This window comes from Azospirillum sp. A26 (genome assembly GCF_042604635.1).
Taxonomy (GTDB): domain Bacteria; phylum Pseudomonadota; class Alphaproteobacteria; order Azospirillales; family Azospirillaceae; genus Azospirillum; species Azospirillum palustre.
This window is the reverse complement of record NZ_CP170472.1, coordinates 18,284-35,225: the sequence shown is the minus strand read 5'-3', so window position 1 is coordinate 35,225 and position 16,942 is coordinate 18,284. Positions and strand designations below refer to the sequence as shown.

Here is a 16,942-nt window from a genome sequence, read left to right as displayed (position 1 = left end):
ATGAACGGCAACCGGTTCAGATCTGGAGCGCTTGCAACCGTGCCACCGTCGCCAGCGCGTCGTCGACGGCATGGAAGTCGGCGGTGTTGTCGAAGACGCACCAGACCGGCCGCAGCGCCGCCTCCGCCGCCAGCCTCTCGGCCAGCGCATCCAGCACCGCCGGTTCGTAGGCCGAACGGTACATCACCGGCGATCCGTGCAGCCGCCAGTAGCGCAGGCCGTCCCAACCGCCCGGCTCGCCCGCCCCGGCCACCGGAGCGGGGTCGGCGGCGACACGGGCGACACGGTGGGCGACCAGCAACGCCTCGGCCGCGTCGGTGAACCAAGTGGCGTGGCGCGGCTCGCACACGACGTCACCTTCGAATCGGGCGCGCAGCAGCGTGAAGAAATCCTCCGCCACCGCCCGGTCGAAGCGCAGGCTGGGCGGCAGTTGCACCAGCAGCGGACCGAAACGGTCGCCCAGCATGCCCGCCTCGGCCAGGAAACGGTCGAGCGCCGCCTCCGCGCCGACCAGCCGGGCGTCGTGGCTGATCGCCTTGGGCAGCTTCACCGCGAAGCGGAACCCCAGCGGGGTGGAGGCCGCCCAGCGTGCCCAGGTTTCCGGCTTGTGCGGGCGGTAGAAGCTGCTGTTCACCTCGGTCATCGGCATGACGCGGGCGGTGCGCTCCAGATGGGTGCCCTCCACGGGAAAGGCGTGGGCCGAGAGCTTGGGAATGCTCCAGCCCGCGGTGCCGATCCGGATCGGGTGCCCGGCCGGTTGCGCCATCACTCGGCCGGGAGTCCCTGGGGCGGGGCGGCTCCGTCAGCGTCACGACCGCGGCGCGCGCGCAGCGACTCGGCCTCCACGAAGATGCGGCGGATGATCGGGTACTGGCTGCGGATGCGGCTTTCCAGCGAACAGACGGCGTCCTCCACCTCGCGGGCGTTCAGGCTGTCCTGAAACTCCACCGACAGGTTCAGCAGCACGTCGTCCGGCCCCATATGCATGGTCAGCACGTCGAGCGGGCGCTTCACCCGCGCCTCCTCGCCGACGATGCGGCGGATGCCCTCGACGACGCGGCGGTCGGCCGACTCGCCGATCAGCAGCCCCTTCGACTCGTAGGCCAGCAGCGCCGCGACAACCGCCAGCACCACGCCGATGGCGATGGAGGCGTAGGCGTCGAAGATCGGGTTGCCGGTCACCTCGCCCAGCGTCAGGCCGATGCCGGCCAGCAGCAGGCCGATCAGCGCCGCGGTGTCCTCCAGCAGCACGACGAAGACCGACGGGTTCTTCGAACGGTGGACGGCGGACAGGATGCCGACACCGCTCTGGCCGCGGCGGAACTCGCGCAGCGCGACGACCCAGGAAAAGCCTTCGAACAGCACGGCGAAGCCCAGGACGGCGAAATTCACCCAGGGGCTTTCGACCGGCTCCGGATGGGACAGCGCGTGCCAGCCGTCATAGATGGACAGGCCGGCGCCGATGCCGAACAGCAGGACCGCGACGACGAAGGACCAGAAATACACCTCGCGCCCATGGCCGAAGGGATGCTGGGGCGTCGGCGGGCGGCGGGCGCGGCGGATGCCGTAGAGCAGCAGAAGCTGGTTGCCGCTGTCGACGACGGAATGGATCGCCTCGCTGAACATGGCGGCGCTGCCGGTCATCGCGGCGGCGACGAACTTGGTCAGCGCGATCATCAGGTTGCCGCCGAGCGCTGCGAGCACGACCTTGGTGGAGCCTTCGGCCAAAACGGGACCCCTTCGCTGAAGCGGACGGACTTGCGCATGAGCAACGTCCATCCGCCGCGGCGGTTCCCTAAGGGGTCGTCAAGGACCGCGCAGCGTCCGCCAGGCGCAGACCGCGGCGTAATAGACCGAGGTCGCCAGCCACAGGCCGAACAGCCAGCCCGGCCGCGCCGGCTCCAGCACCACCAGCGCGATGCAGCAGAGCAGCCAGACCGTGGTCACCGCGATGTTCAGCGCCATCAGCGCCTTGACGCGGAAGGGATGCAGGAACTTGACCGTGGTGAAGGTCAGCAGCCCCAGCGCCACCACCACCGCCGCGTTGAACCAGGGATTGAGGTCGAGCAGCCAGAGATAGAGGGCCACGACGTTCCAGATCGCCGGGAAGCCGACGAAATAATTGTCGCCGCTCTTCATTCCGACATTGGCGAAGCAGTAGAGCGCCGTCAGCAGGACCCAGGCGGCAAGCGCGATGCTGACCAGCCCCTCCGGCAGCAGGCCGAAGCGGTGCATGAACACCGCCGGCACCACGACATAGGTCAGGTAGTCGATCACCAGATCCAGCGCCGAGCCGTCGATGCCCGGCAGCACCTGCTTGACCGAGACGCGCCGGGCCAGCGTGCCGTCGACGCCGTCGACGACCAGGGCGATGCCCAGCCACATCAGGCACAGCTTCGCATCGCCCGCCGCCGCCGCGAGAAGGCCGAGCAGCCCCAGCACGGCGCCGCTGGCCGTGAAGATGTGAACGCCCCAGGCCGACAGGCGGTGGGTGATTCCGTAGGCGGCGCTCATGCCGATGTTTTCCGTGGGTGGCGAGGACAAGGCGATGACCTGGACGGGGCGGGGGCTGGAACGATAGGCGGTGAGGCGGGCGGATTTTCTGACACAGATGGACGCAGATAAACACAGAATTGTGGGGGTACGAAACCCCCCGGTTCCGCCCACGCCGACCTGCGCGCCCTCTTCTCCCCGCCCCGATGGTCAGGCCGCCCGCACCCCGCCCTGCCGGAAGGCCGGGCGTCCGGCCAGCGCCTCGGGCAGCGGGCCGCCGGTCGCCCAGTCCAGCAGCTCCACCGTGTGGACCACCGGCAGTCCCGTCCCGCCGGCAATCTGGGTGATGCAGCCGAGATTGCCCGCCGCCACCGCCTGGGCCTGGGTGCTCTCGATGGCCGCGACCTTGCGGGCCCGCAGCTCTCCCGCCAGTTCCGGCTGCAGCATGTTGTAGGTGCCGGCCGACCCGCAGCAGAGATGCGCGTCGGGAATCTCCTTGACCAGGAAGCCGGCGGCGCGCAGCAGGGCGCGCGGCGGCTCCTTGATGCGCTGGCCGTGCTGCATGGAACAGGCGGAGTGGTAGGCGACCGCCTGCCCGGTCTCCACCACCGGCCGGGCCAGCCCGATCTCGTCCATCAGCTCGGTGACATCCCGAGCGAGACCGGCCACCCGCGCCGCCTTGGCGGCGTAGGTGGCATCCTCGCGGAACATGTGGCCGTAATCCTTCACGCTGGTGCCGCAGCCCGACGCATTGATGACGATGGCGTCGAGCCCGCCGCCCTCGATCTCTGTCGTCCAGGCGTCGATGGTCTTCTTCGCGGCGGCGTGGGCGAGGTCCTCCTTGCCCATATGGTGCGTCAAGGCGCCGCAGCAGTCGGCGCCCTTCGACACCACCACCTCGACCCCGTGGCGGGTCAGCAGGCGGATGGTCGCCTCGTTGATCTGCGGCGCCAGCACCTGCTGGGCGCAGCCGATCAGCAGGGCGACCCGCTTCTTCCGCGGCCCCTCGGCCGGATGAACGCCGGGCCGGTCGCTGTAGCTCGGCGCCGGGACGCTGGACGGGGTCAGCGCCAGCATGGCGGACAGCCGCTTGGGCAGCAGGACGCGGAAGGGCCGGCCGATGGACGCCCCCAGCAGGGCCATGCGGAACAGCCGCGGGTTGGGAAGCACCCGCGCGATCAGGTCGCGCACCGCCCGGTCGGCCGGCGGGCGGCTGTGCGTCGCCTCGATATGGGCGCGGGCGTGATCGACCAGATGCATGTAATGGACGCCCGACGGGCAGGTCGTCATGCAGGACAGGCAGGACAGGCAGCGGTCGATGTGCTTGACCGTGGTTTCGGGCGGCGGGCCGCCCTTCTCCAGCATGTCCTTGATCTGGTAGATGCGGCCGCGCGGGCTGTCCAGCTCGTCACCCAGGATGGTGTAGGTCGGGCAGGTCGCGGTGCAGAAGCCGCAATGCACGCATTTGCGCAGGATCTGCTCCGAGTCGCGGATCGCGGCGTCGGCCAGCTGGGCCAGCGAGAAGTTGGTTTGCATCGAGATCGGTCTTCCCGTTACAGACCCGCATACATGCGGCCGGGGTTGAGGATGCCCTTGGGGTCGAAGCTTTCCTTGACCCGGCGGCTGAGCGCCATCAGCGCTTCGGGCAAGGGCTGGAACACATCCGTCGCCGCGCGCACCGACTCGGGCGCCCGCACCAGCATGGCATGGCCGCCGGCGGAGAGCGCGCCGCGGATCGCCGCCGCCGAGTCGGGCGGTGCCGAATCGGATCGAAGCGCCAGCCAGACCAGCCCGCCGCCCCAGTCATAGAAGGCTTCGACATCAAGCGTTCGGCGGATGGCCTCGACGGTGGCGGGACCGGCCGACGGGGGAACCGAGAGTTTCCAGAGATGGGCGTCGTTGCCCGCCCCCAAGCAGTCTCCGTCCCGAACCTCGCGCCAGACCGCCAGCGACAGGTCGCGACCGAGCACGGCGTCGGCCCGCAGCTCCTCGCGCAGCATGGCGACGCGCGCGGCGACCGACGGGCCGAACCCCTCCAGCCGCACCAGCGTCACCGCCCCGCCCGCCCCCGACACCGCGGACACGCCCGACCGCGCGGCGATCCCCGCCGGCAGATGGGCGGCTCCCGACACCTCGTAGGGGCTGCGCAGCGCGCGGTCGAGCATCGCCACGGCTGCCTGGTCGTCCAGCCCGGACAGCAGCAGGGTCGCGCTGTCCTCCGGCGCCGGCAGCACCTTCACCGTGATCTCGGTCAGCGCGGTCAGTGTGCCGAAGGATCCCGCCATCAGCTTCGGCACGTCATAGCCGGTGACGTTCTTCACCACCTTGCCGCCGCCCTTGTAGGCCTCGCCCCGGCCGCTGACCCCGGCGATCCCAAGCGTATGGTCGCGGGCCGACCCGGCGGAGATGCGGCGCGGCCCGGCCAGACCGCTGGCGACCAGCCCGCCGAGCGTCCCTCCCTCCGGCGGCTCGAAGGCGAGATGCTGCCCGCGGTCCGCCAGCATGGCGCGGATCATGTCCATCGGCGTGCCGGACAGTGCCGTCAGCACCAGCTCCTCCGGCTCATAGGCGATGACGCCGGACAGGCCCGACAGGTCGAGCGCGTGACCGGCCTGCACCGGGCGCCCCAGCCCGCGGCGGCTGCCGCTGCCGAGAATCTCCAGCGGCTCACCGGCCGACAGCGCCCAGCGCACCGCGTCGGTCACCTGCGCGGCGGTTTCCGGCTTCAAGGTGGTGATGGTCATGGCGAGCGGCGGCCCCTCAGAAGCGCGGAATGTCGGGGAAGCGCAGTTCCCCCTGGTGGACGTGCAGCCGGCCAAGCTCGGCGCAGCGGTGCAGCGTCGGAAAGACCTTGCCGGGGTTCAGCAGACCGTCGGGGTCGAAGGCGCATTTCAGCCGCTGCTGCTGCTGCAAATCGGCCTCGTCGAACTGGTCGGTCATCAGGTCGCGCTTCTCGACGCCGACGCCATGCTCGCCCGTCAGCACGCCGCCGACCTCGACGCACAGGCGCAGGATGTTGTTGCCGAACTCCTCCGCCGCCTCCAGCTCGCCCGGCTTGTTGGCATCGTAGAGGATCAGCGGATGCAAATTGCCATCGCCGGCATGGAAGACGTTGGCGACGCGCAGGCCGCAGCGGTCCGACATCTCCTGCATCCGTTGCAGCACCAGCGGCAGCGCCTTGCGCGGGATGGTGCCGTCCATGCAGTAGTAATCGGGGCTGATCCGCCCCACCGCCGGGAAGGCGGCCTTGCGCCCGGCCCAGAAGGCCAGCCGCTCCTCCTCGCTTTTCGACACGCGGGCATAGCAGGCGCCCTTGTCGCGCGCGATGGCCTCGACCCGGTCGATCAGATGGTCGACCTCCGCCGCCGGCCCGTCCAGCTCGACGATCAGCAGCGCCTCGACGTCCAGCGGATAGCCGGCATGGACGAAGGCCTCCGCCGCATGGATGGCCGGGCGGTCCATCATCTCCATGCCGCCGGGGATGATGCCGGCGGCGATGATCGCCGCCACGCAGTCGCCGCCCTGCTCGCTGCTGGGAAAGCCGAGCAGCACCGCACGGGCGGTCGCCGGCTTCTTCAGGATGCGCACCGTGACCTCGGTCACGACGCCGAGCAGCCCTTCCGACCCGGTGACGATGCCCATCAGGTCGTAGCCGCCGGCGTCGAGATGCTTGCCGCCCAGCCGGATGATGGTGCCGTCGATCAGCACCATCTCCAGCCCCAGCACGTTGTTGGTGGTCAGCCCGTATTTCAGGCAGTGCACGCCGCCGGAATTCTCGGCGATGTTGCCGCCGATGGTGCAGGCGATCTGGCTGGACGGATCGGGGGCGTAATAGAAGCCCTCATGCGCGACCGCGTTGGAGATGCCGAGGTTGGTCACCCCCGGCTGCACGGTGACGCACCGATTCGCATAGTCGATGTCGAGGATGCGCTTGAACTTGCCCATGCCGAGCAGGACGCCATCGGCCAGCGGCAGGGCGCCGCCCGACAGCGAGGTGCCGGCGCCGCGCGGCACCACCTTCACCCCCATCGCCTTGCAGGCTTTGAGGACCTGCGATACCTGCTCCACCGTGCTGGGCAGCACGGCGACCATCGGCAGCTGGCGGTAGGCGGTCAGCCCGTCGCATTCGTAGGCGCGCAGTTCGTTCTCGTCGACGATCACGCCTTCGCCGGGAACGATGGCGCGCAACGCCTCCACGATCTCCCGGCGGCGGGTGATCACCCCGCTGTCCGGCACCGGCATCTTCATGGCGGGCGGTCCTTATCCCGTTGCGGCGAACTCGTCCGCCACACGTACCATCCGCCGCAACCGTAAGACAAGACGATGCCGCTTCCGACCCATCCGGCCGGAACCGTCCCGCGGAAAGCGCAGGCCACAAAACGCAAGAGCCGCACCCGAAGGCGCGGCTCTTGCGTAAACACCCGATGACGGGAGGCTGGGCGCGATGCCCGGCCTCGCAGTCGATCGACCCTTGCGGATCGATCAGCCCTGGCGGGCCTTGAAACGGGGGTTCTGCTTGTTGATGACGTAGACGCGGCCCTTGCGGCGGATCACGCGGCAGGCCTTATGGCGCGTCTTCATCGACTTCAGGGAGTTGACGATTTTCATGATGCTGTTCCTGAACGCTCGGCGGCTCGATTGAAGGCGCGCACCATAGTGCGGTGCCCACCGACTGTCAACGCTCGGGAACGCTCCGAAAAAGACCTCCCTGCCGCTCAGCCTTTCCCACCCCACCCGCCCCCGCCGGACCGACAGATGCGGGAGAGCAGATGGACAAAGCATACTTATAAGGCACAATGGAGAAACGATCTCTCCAATAAAGAGAAATCCATGGGACGGTCCGACAAACCGTATGGAAGATATACAACTTCGCGTTAGCGGCTGCCGATGGGCGGCGGGCCGGAAATGACTGTCCGCCCACGATTCTCGACTTCTCCCTTCCCGAAAAATCCCAACAAGAACCGTCATGCAATCGAGCTGATACACAGTATTTACTTATGACACCCTGATAATTTCATCAAGCCTTCGCAATATTATGCGGTGTATTGACGCGACGATCCGAAATCGTATGCTGCGGAGTTGAAGACATGTTCTTGCTGATGTAGGAACATCCTCAGATATTCAGCGGCATCCGGACCGCCATCGCGCATGATTACAGCCGGTCCCGTCGGAAAGGCTGTCGATTCGTGCCGGATCGGCCCGGACTCCGTGCCGTTCCGCGCATGGCATGCCGCATGCGGCCGTCTGCGCAGCGCATCATCGATGGGGGGATCATGAAGTTCTGGAAAGCTCTCTCTCTGGCAGCCGCGGCCGGCGCGCTGTTCATGTCGGCCACGAACGCCGAGGCGGCCTATCCGGAGAAGCCGGTCACGATGATCGTGGCCTTCGGCGCCGGCGGCGGCACCGATCTGCTGATTCGCGCCCTGGCACCCTTCCTGGAAAAGCAGCTGGGTGAGGGCAGCCGGGTCGAGGTGGTGAACAAGCCCGGCGCCGGCGGCGAGATCGGCTTCGCCGCCATCGCCGACGCCGCCCCCGACGGCTACACCATTGGCGCCATCAACTCGCCGAACGTCAACGCCATCCCGATCGAGCGCCAGGCCCGCTATTCGCTGGACCGGCTCGACCCGCTCTACAATCTGGTCGACGATCCCAGCTCCTTCGCGGTCAACAACGAAGGTCAGTTCAAGACGCTGACCGACGTCGTCACCTTCGCCAAGGCCAACCCGAACAGCGTGACGGTGGGCACCACCGGCATCGGCTCCGACGACCATCTGGCGATGCTGGTGTTCCAGCGCCAAGCCGGCGTGACCTTCACCCATGTGCCCTTCCAGGGCTCCGCCGCCAACGAGGCGGCGCTGGCCAACAAGAAGATCATGCTGAGCGCCGTGAACATCGGCGAGGCGATGCAGTACAAGCAGAAGGACCCGATCACCGTCCTGGGCGTGATGGCCGAGAAGAAGGTGGAGCAGGCTCCCGGCGTCGGCACCTTCAAGGAGCAGGGCTTCAACGCGCTGATGTCGTCGCTGCGCGGCATCGCGGCGCCGAAGGGTCTGCCGCCGGAGGTGCGGACCAAGCTGGTCGATGCGCTGGGCAAGGCTGCCAACGATCCGGGCTTCCAGGCCAAGGCGAAGGAGCTGTACCAGCCGATCCGCCTGCTGGCGCCGGACCAGTACGCCGCCGAACTGGCCGAGTCGACGAAGGAACTGCGCGAGCTGTGGGCCACCAACCCGTGGCTGAAGTAAGAATCCCCGCAGGGTTCGGGCGATAAGGAAAGGGCGCCGGCTTGCACCGGCGCCCTTTTTCCGTCCAACGATCCCTCTGGTCAGCCCCTCACTTCAGCCAGGGCGTCTCCTTCCAGATGGTGCGGAAGGTCGCCTCCTGGGTCTTCAGCTCCGCCGCATACTGGTCGGAGGGCAGCAGGCGCAGCGGCTGGTAGGCCTTGCGGGCGATGTCCTGGAACTCCGGATGCTGGACCGCCTTGGCGATGGCGTCGACCAGCTTGGTCCGCACCTCCGGCGGCAGGCCCATCGGGGCGGCAAGGCCGCGCAGCGACGACATCTTCACGTCGAAGCCGAGTTCCTTGAAGGTCGGCACGTCGGCGGCCTGCTCCGACCGCTTTTCCGTCATCACGCCCAGGATGCGGATCGGGTCGCCTTCGCGGGCCCGCGCCGATTCGCCGATGTTCATCGAGGTGACCTGGATGTGCCGGCCCAGCAGGGCGCGGTGGGCGTCGGCGCTGCCCGGGAAGGGCACATGGGTCAGCTGGGTCTGGGTCAGGCGCTGGAACATCAGCATCGCCAGATGGTCGTCGGAGCCGATGCCGGTGGTGCCGACCGTCACATTGTTGGGGTTGGCCTTGGCGAAGGCGGCGACGTCGGCCAGCGTCTGGAACGGGCTGTCCTTGTGGACGACGAAGGAGCCGGGATCGTCGACCAGATTGTAGAGCGGGTCGAGCCGGTCGAGCGAGAAGCGCGCATGCCGCTCGATCGGAATGGTCACGACGTTGGGTGAGTTGATGAGGCCGATGGTGTAGCCGTCGGGGGTGGCGTCGGCGATGGCGGCGAAGCCGATCTCGCCGCCCGCACCCGGACGGTTCATCACGATCACCCGGGCGCTGCCGCCCAGTTCCTTCTCGATGAAGGGGGCGAGCGACCGGACGATGAAATCGGACCCGCCGCCGGCGGCATAGCCAACGATCAGGCTGATCGGCTTCTCCGGATAGGCGGCCAGGGCCGCGCCCGGCGCCGCCAGCGCGATGGCCGCCGCCAGCCCGGCGGCGGCCCCAGTGGCGGCCCCAATGGCGAGAGTCCCGATGGCCGCCGACAGCCGCACCAACCCTCCCGACAGGATCCGTCGCGACAAGGCGCCGAACCGGCCGATCCCGGCCACAGGGGCGGCGGGGCCTGTCGATCCATCCTGAACGGTGGAATGCGCCTTCATATCCATACATCGCCTCCTTCGGTTCGCATCCGCGCCACGGCCGGGACCACGATCCAGCGTTGTGCCTGGAACCGCCCCAGGAACCGCCATGCCTGCGGATGCGGCATCTTTCAATTGCTTTTTATCGACCGGCAGACGCCGTTCCGACGCCTTCTTGCGGCAAGCCCCATCGTAAAGGCGATTTTCCAGCAATCAACCTCCGTTTCGTTGTTTTCAGCTACAGGCAAATATTCTAATACTTGTTCATCTGTCGTGATTCACCCGTCATAAGGATCATCCGGGGCACACCGCACCGGATGCCGCTCATTCGCGAAAGGCTGTTCCCGGCATGACCGTTCACAAGGATTTCGCCCGCCCCGACGCCGCCACGCTGGAGGCGCTGCGTGCCCAGTCCCCCGCCACCCTGCACGAGGCGATGGGCAAGAAGGGCGCCATGGGCTACCCGATCAAGCCGCTGTTCCCCGGCATGCGGCTGTGCGGTCCGGCGCTGACCGTGTCCTGCGGGCCGACCGACAACCTGATGATCCACATCGCGGTGGCGCTGGCCAAGCCGGGCGACGTGCTGGTGGTGGATTTCAAGGGCATGACCGATGCCGGCCCCTGGGGCGACATCCTGACCGCGTCGGCCATCGCGCGCGGGTTGGGCGGGCTGGTGATCGACGGCTGCGTGCGCGACGCCACCGCCATCCGCGACATGGGTTTCCCCGTCTTCTGCCGCGGCACCAACATGAAGGGCACCAACAAGACCGACGCCAAGGGCGACGTCAACACGACCGTCGTGGTCGGCGGCGTGATGGTCTCGCCGGGCGACATCGTGGTCGCCGACGACGACGGCGTGGTGGTGGTGCCGCAAGGTCTGGCTGCCGACACGCTTGAGAAGGCCGCCGCCCGCGAGGCCGCGGAAGAGGCCTACCGCCACAAGCTGGAGGCCGGCGAGACGACCATCGAGCTTCTGAACCTGAAGCCCTATCTCGACGCCGCCAACATCGCGCTCTGATCCACCCGCCGACCGCCCCCTCCAGCGAAGTCCCCCCGACATGCCCGACATCATCATTTCCGAGTTCATGCAGCCCAGCGCCGTGGACGAGCTGCGCCGCGACTTCGACGTCCATTACGACGAGACCCTCTACAAGCGCCTGGACGAGCTGTATGCGATGGGCCGCGACGCCCGCGCCATCTGCATCCGCAACGAGACGGAGATCCGCGGCGCCTTCTTCGACGCCTTCCCCAACCTGAAGGCGGTGGGCCGGCTGGGCGTCGGGCTCGACAACATCGACGTGCCGGCCTGCCGGGAGCGCGGCATCGCCGTCCTGCCGGCCACCGGCGCCAACGAGGTGTCGGTGGCGGAGCTGGCGATTGCCGGCCTGATGATGCTGGTGCGCGGCACCACCTATTTCGCGACGCCGGACGTGGCCGCCGGCAAATGGCCGCGCGGCCGGCTGATCGGGCGCGAGGTGTCGGGCAAGACGCTCGGCATCGTCGGCTTCGGCCGCATCGGCCGCCATGTCGCCCGCCGCGCCCAGGGGCTGGACATGACGGTGATCGCCGCCGACCCGCATGTGCCGGCCGACGATCCGGTCTGGGCCCGCATGGGCGTGGAGAAGGTGTCGTTCGACCGCATCTGGGACAGCGCCGACGCGCTGTCGCTTCACCTGCCCTACACGCCGGACACCCACAATCTGGTCAGCGCCGAGGTGATCGCCCGGCTGAAGCCCGGCACCATCCTGGTCAACGTCGCCCGCGGCGGCATCGTCGACGAGGCGGCGCTGGCGGCGGCGCTGAACAGCGGCCATCTCGGCGGCGCCCTGCTGGACGTCTATGCGACGGAGCCGCTGCCTGCCGACAACCCGTTCCGGGGCGTGCCGAACCTGATCCTGACCCCGCACATCGGCGCCACCACCGACGAGGCGCGCATCCGCACCGGCCACATGATCGCCGACAACGTCCGCGCCGTGCTGACCGGCACCATCCCGGACACCGCCATCGTGTGAAGATCGCCCTCTCTCGCCCCGGGAGAGGGAAGAAAGACTGACATCCCTGCCCGGCTTGCAGCCGCGCGGCAAAAGGCGGAGAGTCGCGGCCACCCGCCCACCGGTTCCGGAATCCCTCCTTTGCGGCTGCTGCTGATCGAAGACAACCGCCGGCTGGCCGCCCTGACCGCCGAAGGGCTGGGCAAGGCCGGTTTCGCCGTCGACCTCGTCCACAGCGCGGAGGATGCGTCGGCCGCCCTGGCCGTCGCCGGCTTCGATGCCGTGCTGCTCGATCTCGGGCTGCCCGATGCCGATGGGCTGACGCTGCTGTCGGGCTTGCGCGCCCGCGACGACGCCACCCCGGTGCTGATCCTGACCGCCCGCGACGGGGTCGATGACCGGGTCAAGGGGCTGAACCTGGGGGCCGACGACTATCTGGTGAAGCCCTTCGCGCTGGAGGAGCTGGTCGCCCGCATCCGCGCCCTGCTGCGCCGGCCGGGGGCGGCGCTGGGCATGGTGCTGCAACAGGGGAACCTCGCCTTCGATTCGGCGGCCCGTCTGGCCAGCGTCGCCGGCAGGCCGCTGGACCTCAGCCGGCGCGAGCTGGACGCGCTGGAACTGCTGCTGCGCCGCGCCGGCCGGGTGGTGTCGAAGGCGGCGCTGGAGAACGGCCTCTACGGCTTCGGCGAGGAGGTCGGGTCGAACGCGGTCGAGGTGCTGATCCACCGGCTGCGCAAGCGGCTGCAGGCCGCGGGCGCCACCGCCGGCGTCCAGACCCTGCGCGGCATCGGCTATATCCTGGCTGAAGTGCCAGCGGAGAAAGGGGCGGAGAAGGGGGCGGAGGCCGGCGCCGAGAGCAGGCAATGAGCGGCGGAGCGGACAAAGGGCGCCCGCCGTCGCTGCTGGCGTCCATCGCGCGCTGGCTGGTGCTGGTCACGCTGTTGGCGGTCGCCACCACGGCGCTGCTGCTCTATGTCGAGTTCAAGGGCACCCACGACCGGATGCGCCAGCGCACCCTGTCCGGCGTCGCCCGCGTGATCGAAAAGGCGGTGCGCGGCCCCGACGGCACGGTGAACACTGGCCTGTCAGAGCCGGTCCAGGCGATGCTGCGGGTGAATGCCGCCTCTTTCGCCCTGGTCGATGGCGAGGGCCGGCTGCTGCTCGGCTCCAGCGGAGTCGACGGTCCGCTCGACCCGACGGCGACCGAACGGCCGCGCAGCGTCTTCCGCGTGCCGGCGCAGAACGGCGAGCCGCCGCTCTACGGCCTCAGCCACCGCATCGAGGTCGGCGGCCGGCCCTATTGGATCCAGGTCGCCTCCGGCGAGGAAGAGCTGCACATCGAATGGCTGCTGGAGGAGTTCGTCGAGCATTTCGGCTGGATCTGGCTGCCCTTCGCGCTGGTGCTGATCCTGGTCAATCTGGTCATCATCCACCGCGGCCTGCGCCCGTTGCGCCGTGCGTCGGCCCGTGCCGCCGCCATCGGGCCGGACAGCGTGTCCGAACGGCTGCCGGAACAGGGCATGCCGCGCGAGGTGCTGCCGCTGGTCCGCGCCGTCAATCAGGCGCTCGACCGGCTGGAGGCCGGCTACGAGGCGCAACGCGGCTTCATCGCCGACGCCGCGCACGAGCTGCGCACGCCGCTGGCGGTGCTGGACGCCCATCTCGCCCTGATCGGCGCCGCGGGAGCCCCGATTCGCGAGGATGTCGCCGGCATGGCGCGGCTGGTCGACCAGTTGCTCGATCTGGCACGGCTGGACGCCCTGCGCATCGCTCCCGACGAGTCGGTCGATCTGGCGCAGCTGGCGGTGGAGGCCGCCGCCCATCTGGCACCGCTGGCGCTCGGCAAGGGCCGCCTGATCGAGGTGATCGGCGACGAACGGCCGCTGCCGGTGCGCGGCGCCCATGACCCGCTGTTCCGCGCCCTGCGCAATCTGGTGGAGAACGCCGTCTGCCACGCCCCAGCCGGCAGCACGGTCAGCGTGGAGCTGGCGCAGTCCGCAGACGGCGGGCCGCTGCTGCGGGTGATCGACCGCGGCCCCGGCATCCCGCCGGTCCAGCGGACCCGCGTGTTCGAACGTTTCTGGCAGGGCGGGCGTGACAGCCGCCATGGCGCTGGAACGGATGGTAGCGGAGCTGGTGGTGCCGGGCTGGGCCTGTCCATCGTCGCCCGCACCATGGCGGCGCATGGCGGCAGCATCGCGGTCGAGGACACCGCCGGCGGCGGCGCCACCTTCACCCTGCGCTTCCCGACCATGCCGCGACAGACCGACGCAGTGCGGCCGATTCGGGCTGCTACCGGCGTCCCGTAAGCCCCCTGTAAGCTTGGCAGGCTAGACCGGTGGGAACTCTTCGCCCTTGCCAGGATGACCGCCGATGCTGTCCGCCACTTCCTCGACCGCCCTGCCGACGATGCCGTCACCGCTCCAGAGCCGCCCGTCCGCAACGGCGACGGCCACAGCCGGGATCGACAGCGACGGCGACCGCGACAACGACAGCCGCGAGAGCCCCGCCGCCCAGGCCGCCGAGCAGCGCAGCACCACCCCCAGCCTGCCGACGGACCCCAACCGCGGCCGCACGCTCAACATCACCGCCTGACCGGAGGCGCGTTCCAGATGCCCACCACCTACAGCACCACCCAGAAGACCCTGCACTGGCTGATCGCCCTGCTGATCGTCGGCCTCTATCTGCTGACCTTCGGCGAGGATTTCTATGAGCGCGGGCACCCGATGCGGGCGACGATCTGGTGGCTGCACATCTCCTTCGGCCTGGGCCTGCTCGGGCTGGTGCTGGCGCGGATCGTGCTGCGCCTGACCCGCGGCACCCCCGCCCTGCCGCCGGAGATGACGCCGGTCGAACGCGGCGCCTCGCACCTCGTCCATTTCGGCCTCTACGCCCTGATGCTGGCGATCCCGCTGGTGGGTGTGGTGCTGACCTGGCTGCGCGGCGACACGCTGACCTTCTTCGGCCTGTTCACCATCCCTTCCCCCTTCGAGGCGGACCGCACGCTTGGCCGCTCGGTGAAGGATATCCATGAGCTTGGCGCCAACCTGATCCTTGTGCTTGCCTCCCTGCATGCGGCGGCGGCGCTGTGGCACCATTTCGTCCGCCGCGACGGCGTGCTGGCCCGCATGCTGCCGGGCCGTCATGGACGCAACCAGCCCGGCCTCGCCGACTGATCCCGCGACCTTCTTTCTCCACCGATGCGAGCGCCGCCCCTGTGCGCTCGCGCATCCAGACGCTATAGTCTTTGCCATACATATGCATGGCGATGGGCGATGGCAGAACGCAAGACGACAGGACGCGGCCGGAAGACCGGACGTGCGGCAGGCGGAACGGAAATGGACGATGCTGGCCAAAGCGCCGGCCTCCTGCCCTTCCCCGACCTGCCGGCATCGAGCGCCGGTCCCGCCCCCAATCCCGACACCGATCCCGCCCCCAATCCGGCCGGCGACGCCGACGATGAGGCTGCCGCCGAGGATCCCCATTATCTCGACCATCGCGAACGGCTGCGCCGCCGCTTCCTCGACCGCGGTCCCGACGCGCTGGAGGATTACGAACTGCTGGAGATGGTGCTGTTCGCCGTCAGCCTGCGGCGCAATGTGAGGCCGCTGGCCAAGCTGCTGATCCGCACCTTCGGCGACCTGTGGGGGGTGGTCAACGCCCCGCCGGAACGGCTGCGCGGCCTGAAGGCGGACGGCGTGTCGCTCGGCACCGACAATGCCGTCGCCACCGTGCGCATCGTCGGGGCGGCGGCCCTGCGCGCCTTGCAGCAGCGGGTGATCGACCAGCCGGTGCTGGCCTCGTGGCAGGCGCTGATCGACTATTGCGCCGCCGCCATGGCGCATGAGCCGACCGAGCAGTTCCGCCTGCTGTTCCTCGACCGCAAGAACAAGCTGATCGCCGACGAGGTGCAGCAGCGCGGCACCATCGACCACACCCCGGTCTATCCGCGCGAGGTGGTGAAGCGCGCGCTGGAGCTGTCGGCCGCCGCCGTGATCCTGGTGCACAACCACCCCTCGGGCGATCCCACCCCCAGCCGAGCCGACATCGAGATGACCAAGGAGATCGTCCGCGCCGCCAACGCCGTGGGGCTTGTCGTGCACGACCATCTGGTGATCGGCAAGGGCGGCCGGCACACCAGCTTCAAGGCGCAGCGCCTGCTGTAGCCGGTTCCTCATCCCCTGCTTGCCATGCAGCCGCGCCATGCGCCGCCACTTTGCATTTGCGAATCGGTCGCCATTTTGTTGACCTGACGATGCCCCGCCGAAAGATCGACCGACCGCATGTCCTCCTCGCCCCTCTCCCTGAAGCGCCGCAGCCTGCTGATCGGGTGCGGAGCACTGGTGCTGATGTCCGACCGCGCGATGGCCGCCCCGGCCGCCCCGCGCCGCCTGACCCTGACGAACCAGCACACCGGGGAGACCTTCGACGGCCCCTACCGCGACGCCGACGGCCCGCTGCCCGACGCGATGGCCGACCTCGGCAAATTCCTGCGCGACCACCGCGCCAACAAGGAGGGGCCGGTCGACGTCGGCACGCTCGATTTCCTGGCCGATATCCTGGAGGCGGTGGGACAGTCCAAGGCGACCATCCTGTCGGCCTTCCGCACGCCGGAAACCAACGCCATGCTGGCCGCCCGCAGCCTGGGCGTGGCGGAGCACAGCCAGCATCTGCTGGGCCGGGCGCTGGACGTCACCCTGCCATCGCGCCTGCCCGACGCGCACCGCAGCGCGCTCGACCTGAAGCGCGGCGGGGTGGGCTGGTATCCGCGCTCCCACTTCCTGCACATCGACACCGGCCCGCTGCGCAGCTGGGAAATGTTCGGCCAGAATTTGGACGGGCTGTTCGCCCCCGGCGCCCGCAGCACCCGCCTGCGCACGGTGTCGCAGCGCATGCAGCTGCACCGGGCCATCGCCCGCCGCCAGATGCTTGGGCGGAAGTGACCGTCCAAGGCTGGATCTTTCCCTCACACCGGTGTAGGGAGTGCGCCATGACCGACCGCATCGCCCTCACTGCCCCGATGTATTATCCGCCGCTCC

The 16,942-nt window shown here is 69.1% G+C and carries 17 protein-coding genes; 9 read left to right on the top strand and 8 right to left on the bottom strand.

The annotated features are described in order from the left end of the window. Positions 1 to 16: 16 nt before the first annotated feature. The 7 genes from ABNQ39_RS00645 to ykgO all read right to left on the bottom strand — a co-directional run bounded on the left by ABNQ39_RS00645 (position 17) and on the right by ykgO (position 7,101). Positions 17 to 766, bottom strand: a complete 750-nt coding sequence (locus ABNQ39_RS00645; RefSeq protein ID WP_376959739.1) for a DUF72 domain-containing protein — start codon at positions 764 to 766, stop codon at positions 17 to 19. Continuing rightward, complete coding sequence (locus ABNQ39_RS00640; RefSeq protein WP_376958294.1) at positions 766 to 1,728, bottom strand: cation diffusion facilitator family transporter; 963 nt, start codon at positions 1,726 to 1,728, stop codon at positions 766 to 768. Before ABNQ39_RS00640 ends, ABNQ39_RS00645 begins: the two co-directional genes overlap by 1 nt. A 78-nt stretch (positions 1,729 to 1,806) precedes the next feature. Continuing rightward, entirely contained in the window at positions 1,807 to 2,514 is a 708-nt protein-coding gene (gene pcsA / locus ABNQ39_RS00635) for a phosphatidylcholine synthase (protein WP_098740557.1), read from the bottom strand. 189 nt (positions 2,515 to 2,703) lie between these two features. Beyond that, on the bottom strand, positions 2,704 to 4,029 hold the full coding sequence (gene glcF / locus ABNQ39_RS00630; protein ID WP_376958293.1) for a glycolate oxidase subunit GlcF: 1,326 nt from the start codon (positions 4,027 to 4,029) through the stop codon (positions 2,704 to 2,706). A gap of 17 nt (positions 4,030 to 4,046) precedes the next feature. Continuing rightward, complete coding sequence (glcE, locus tag ABNQ39_RS00625) at positions 4,047 to 5,237, bottom strand: glycolate oxidase subunit GlcE (protein ID WP_376958292.1); 1,191 nt, start codon at positions 5,235 to 5,237, stop codon at positions 4,047 to 4,049. A gap of 16 nt (positions 5,238 to 5,253) precedes the next feature. Next, on the bottom strand, positions 5,254 to 6,741 hold the full coding sequence (locus ABNQ39_RS00620) for an FAD-linked oxidase C-terminal domain-containing protein (RefSeq protein ID WP_376958291.1): 1,488 nt from the start codon (positions 6,739 to 6,741) through the stop codon (positions 5,254 to 5,256). Positions 6,742 to 6,975: 234 nt separating this feature from the next. Then, positions 6,976 to 7,101 carry a type B 50S ribosomal protein L36 gene (gene ykgO, locus ABNQ39_RS00615; protein WP_012973122.1) on the bottom strand — a complete coding sequence of 42 codons (126 nt, stop codon included), beginning with the start codon at positions 7,099 to 7,101 and terminating at the stop codon, positions 6,976 to 6,978. 665 nt (positions 7,102 to 7,766) lie between these two features. Here ykgO and ABNQ39_RS00610 point away from each other — a divergent pair. Continuing rightward, on the top strand, positions 7,767 to 8,735 hold the full coding sequence (locus ABNQ39_RS00610) for a tripartite tricarboxylate transporter substrate binding protein (protein WP_376958290.1): 969 nt from the start codon (positions 7,767 to 7,769) through the stop codon (positions 8,733 to 8,735). An 88-nt stretch (positions 8,736 to 8,823) separates the two neighbouring features. On the opposite strand, the gene ABNQ39_RS00605 is transcribed toward ABNQ39_RS00610, so the two are convergent. After that, positions 8,824 to 9,939, bottom strand: a complete 1,116-nt coding sequence (locus tag ABNQ39_RS00605) for a tripartite tricarboxylate transporter substrate binding protein (RefSeq protein ID WP_376958289.1) — start codon at positions 9,937 to 9,939, stop codon at positions 8,824 to 8,826. Between the two features lie 322 nt (positions 9,940 to 10,261). Between ABNQ39_RS00605 and ABNQ39_RS00600 the strand changes: the two genes are divergently transcribed. From ABNQ39_RS00600 to ABNQ39_RS00565, 8 genes are all read left to right on the top strand, one after another. Beyond that, on the top strand, positions 10,262 to 10,930 hold the full coding sequence (locus ABNQ39_RS00600; RefSeq protein ID WP_376958288.1) for a 4-carboxy-4-hydroxy-2-oxoadipate aldolase/oxaloacetate decarboxylase: 669 nt from the start codon (positions 10,262 to 10,264) through the stop codon (positions 10,928 to 10,930). 40 nt (positions 10,931 to 10,970) lie between these two features. Next, entirely contained in the window at positions 10,971 to 11,924 is a 954-nt protein-coding gene (locus ABNQ39_RS00595) for a hydroxyacid dehydrogenase (protein ID WP_376958287.1), read from the top strand. 120 nt (positions 11,925 to 12,044) lie between these two features. Then, on the top strand, positions 12,045 to 12,770 hold the full coding sequence (locus ABNQ39_RS00590; protein WP_376958286.1) for a response regulator transcription factor: 726 nt from the start codon (positions 12,045 to 12,047) through the stop codon (positions 12,768 to 12,770). Further along, positions 12,767 to 14,212 (top strand): sensor histidine kinase, encoded by a 1,446-nt coding sequence (locus ABNQ39_RS00585; protein WP_376958285.1) that lies wholly within the window; start codon positions 12,767 to 12,769, stop codon positions 14,210 to 14,212. Before ABNQ39_RS00590 ends, ABNQ39_RS00585 begins: the two co-directional genes overlap by 4 nt. Before the next feature lie 64 nt (positions 14,213 to 14,276). After that, positions 14,277 to 14,498, top strand: coding sequence for a hypothetical protein (locus ABNQ39_RS00580; protein WP_376958284.1), 222 nt, complete (start codon positions 14,277 to 14,279; stop codon positions 14,496 to 14,498). Between the two features lie 17 nt (positions 14,499 to 14,515). Further along, complete coding sequence (locus tag ABNQ39_RS00575; RefSeq protein ID WP_376958283.1) at positions 14,516 to 15,079, top strand: cytochrome b; 564 nt, start codon at positions 14,516 to 14,518, stop codon at positions 15,077 to 15,079. A gap of 99 nt (positions 15,080 to 15,178) precedes the next feature. Then, complete coding sequence (gene radC, locus ABNQ39_RS00570) at positions 15,179 to 16,069, top strand: RadC family protein (protein ID WP_376958282.1); 891 nt, start codon at positions 15,179 to 15,181, stop codon at positions 16,067 to 16,069. A 117-nt stretch (positions 16,070 to 16,186) separates the two neighbouring features. Continuing rightward, the gene (locus ABNQ39_RS00565; RefSeq protein WP_098740568.1) at positions 16,187 to 16,846 is read left to right on the top strand and encodes a YcbK family protein; all 660 of its coding nucleotides are present in this window, start codon (positions 16,187 to 16,189) and stop codon (positions 16,844 to 16,846) included. Positions 16,847 to 16,942 lie beyond the last annotated feature (96 nt).

Bases quoted from the DNA above. Each gene is read 5' to 3' on its own strand.
- ABNQ39_RS00645 (WP_376959739.1), bottom strand. From the start codon at position 766: ATGGCGCAACCGGCCGGGCACCCGATCCGGATCGGCACCGCGGGCTGG.
- pcsA (WP_098740557.1), bottom strand. From the start codon at position 2,514: ATGAGCGCCGCCTACGGAATCACCCACCGCCTGTCGGCCTGGGGCGTT.
- glcF (WP_376958293.1), bottom strand. From the start codon at position 4,029: ATGCAAACCAACTTCTCGCTGGCCCAGCTGGCCGACGCCGCGATCCGC.
- glcE (WP_376958292.1), bottom strand. From the start codon at position 5,237: ATGACCATCACCACCTTGAAGCCGGAAACCGCCGCGCAGGTGACCGAC.
- ABNQ39_RS00620 (WP_376958291.1), bottom strand. From the start codon at position 6,741: ATGAAGATGCCGGTGCCGGACAGCGGGGTGATCACCCGCCGCCGGGAG.
- ykgO (WP_012973122.1), bottom strand. From the start codon at position 7,101: ATGAAAATCGTCAACTCCCTGAAGTCGATGAAGACGCGCCATAAGGCC.
- ABNQ39_RS00610 (WP_376958290.1), top strand. From the start codon at position 7,767: ATGAAGTTCTGGAAAGCTCTCTCTCTGGCAGCCGCGGCCGGCGCGCTG.
- ABNQ39_RS00605 (WP_376958289.1), bottom strand. From the start codon at position 9,939: ATGGATATGAAGGCGCATTCCACCGTTCAGGATGGATCGACAGGCCCC.
- ABNQ39_RS00600 (WP_376958288.1), top strand. From the start codon at position 10,262: ATGACCGTTCACAAGGATTTCGCCCGCCCCGACGCCGCCACGCTGGAG.
- ABNQ39_RS00595 (WP_376958287.1), top strand. From the start codon at position 10,971: ATGCCCGACATCATCATTTCCGAGTTCATGCAGCCCAGCGCCGTGGAC.
- ABNQ39_RS00585 (WP_376958285.1), top strand. From the start codon at position 12,767: ATGAGCGGCGGAGCGGACAAAGGGCGCCCGCCGTCGCTGCTGGCGTCC.
- ABNQ39_RS00580 (WP_376958284.1), top strand. From the start codon at position 14,277: ATGCTGTCCGCCACTTCCTCGACCGCCCTGCCGACGATGCCGTCACCG.
- ABNQ39_RS00575 (WP_376958283.1), top strand. From the start codon at position 14,516: ATGCCCACCACCTACAGCACCACCCAGAAGACCCTGCACTGGCTGATC.
- radC (WP_376958282.1), top strand. From the start codon at position 15,179: ATGGCAGAACGCAAGACGACAGGACGCGGCCGGAAGACCGGACGTGCG.
- ABNQ39_RS00565 (WP_098740568.1), top strand. From the start codon at position 16,187: ATGTCCTCCTCGCCCCTCTCCCTGAAGCGCCGCAGCCTGCTGATCGGG.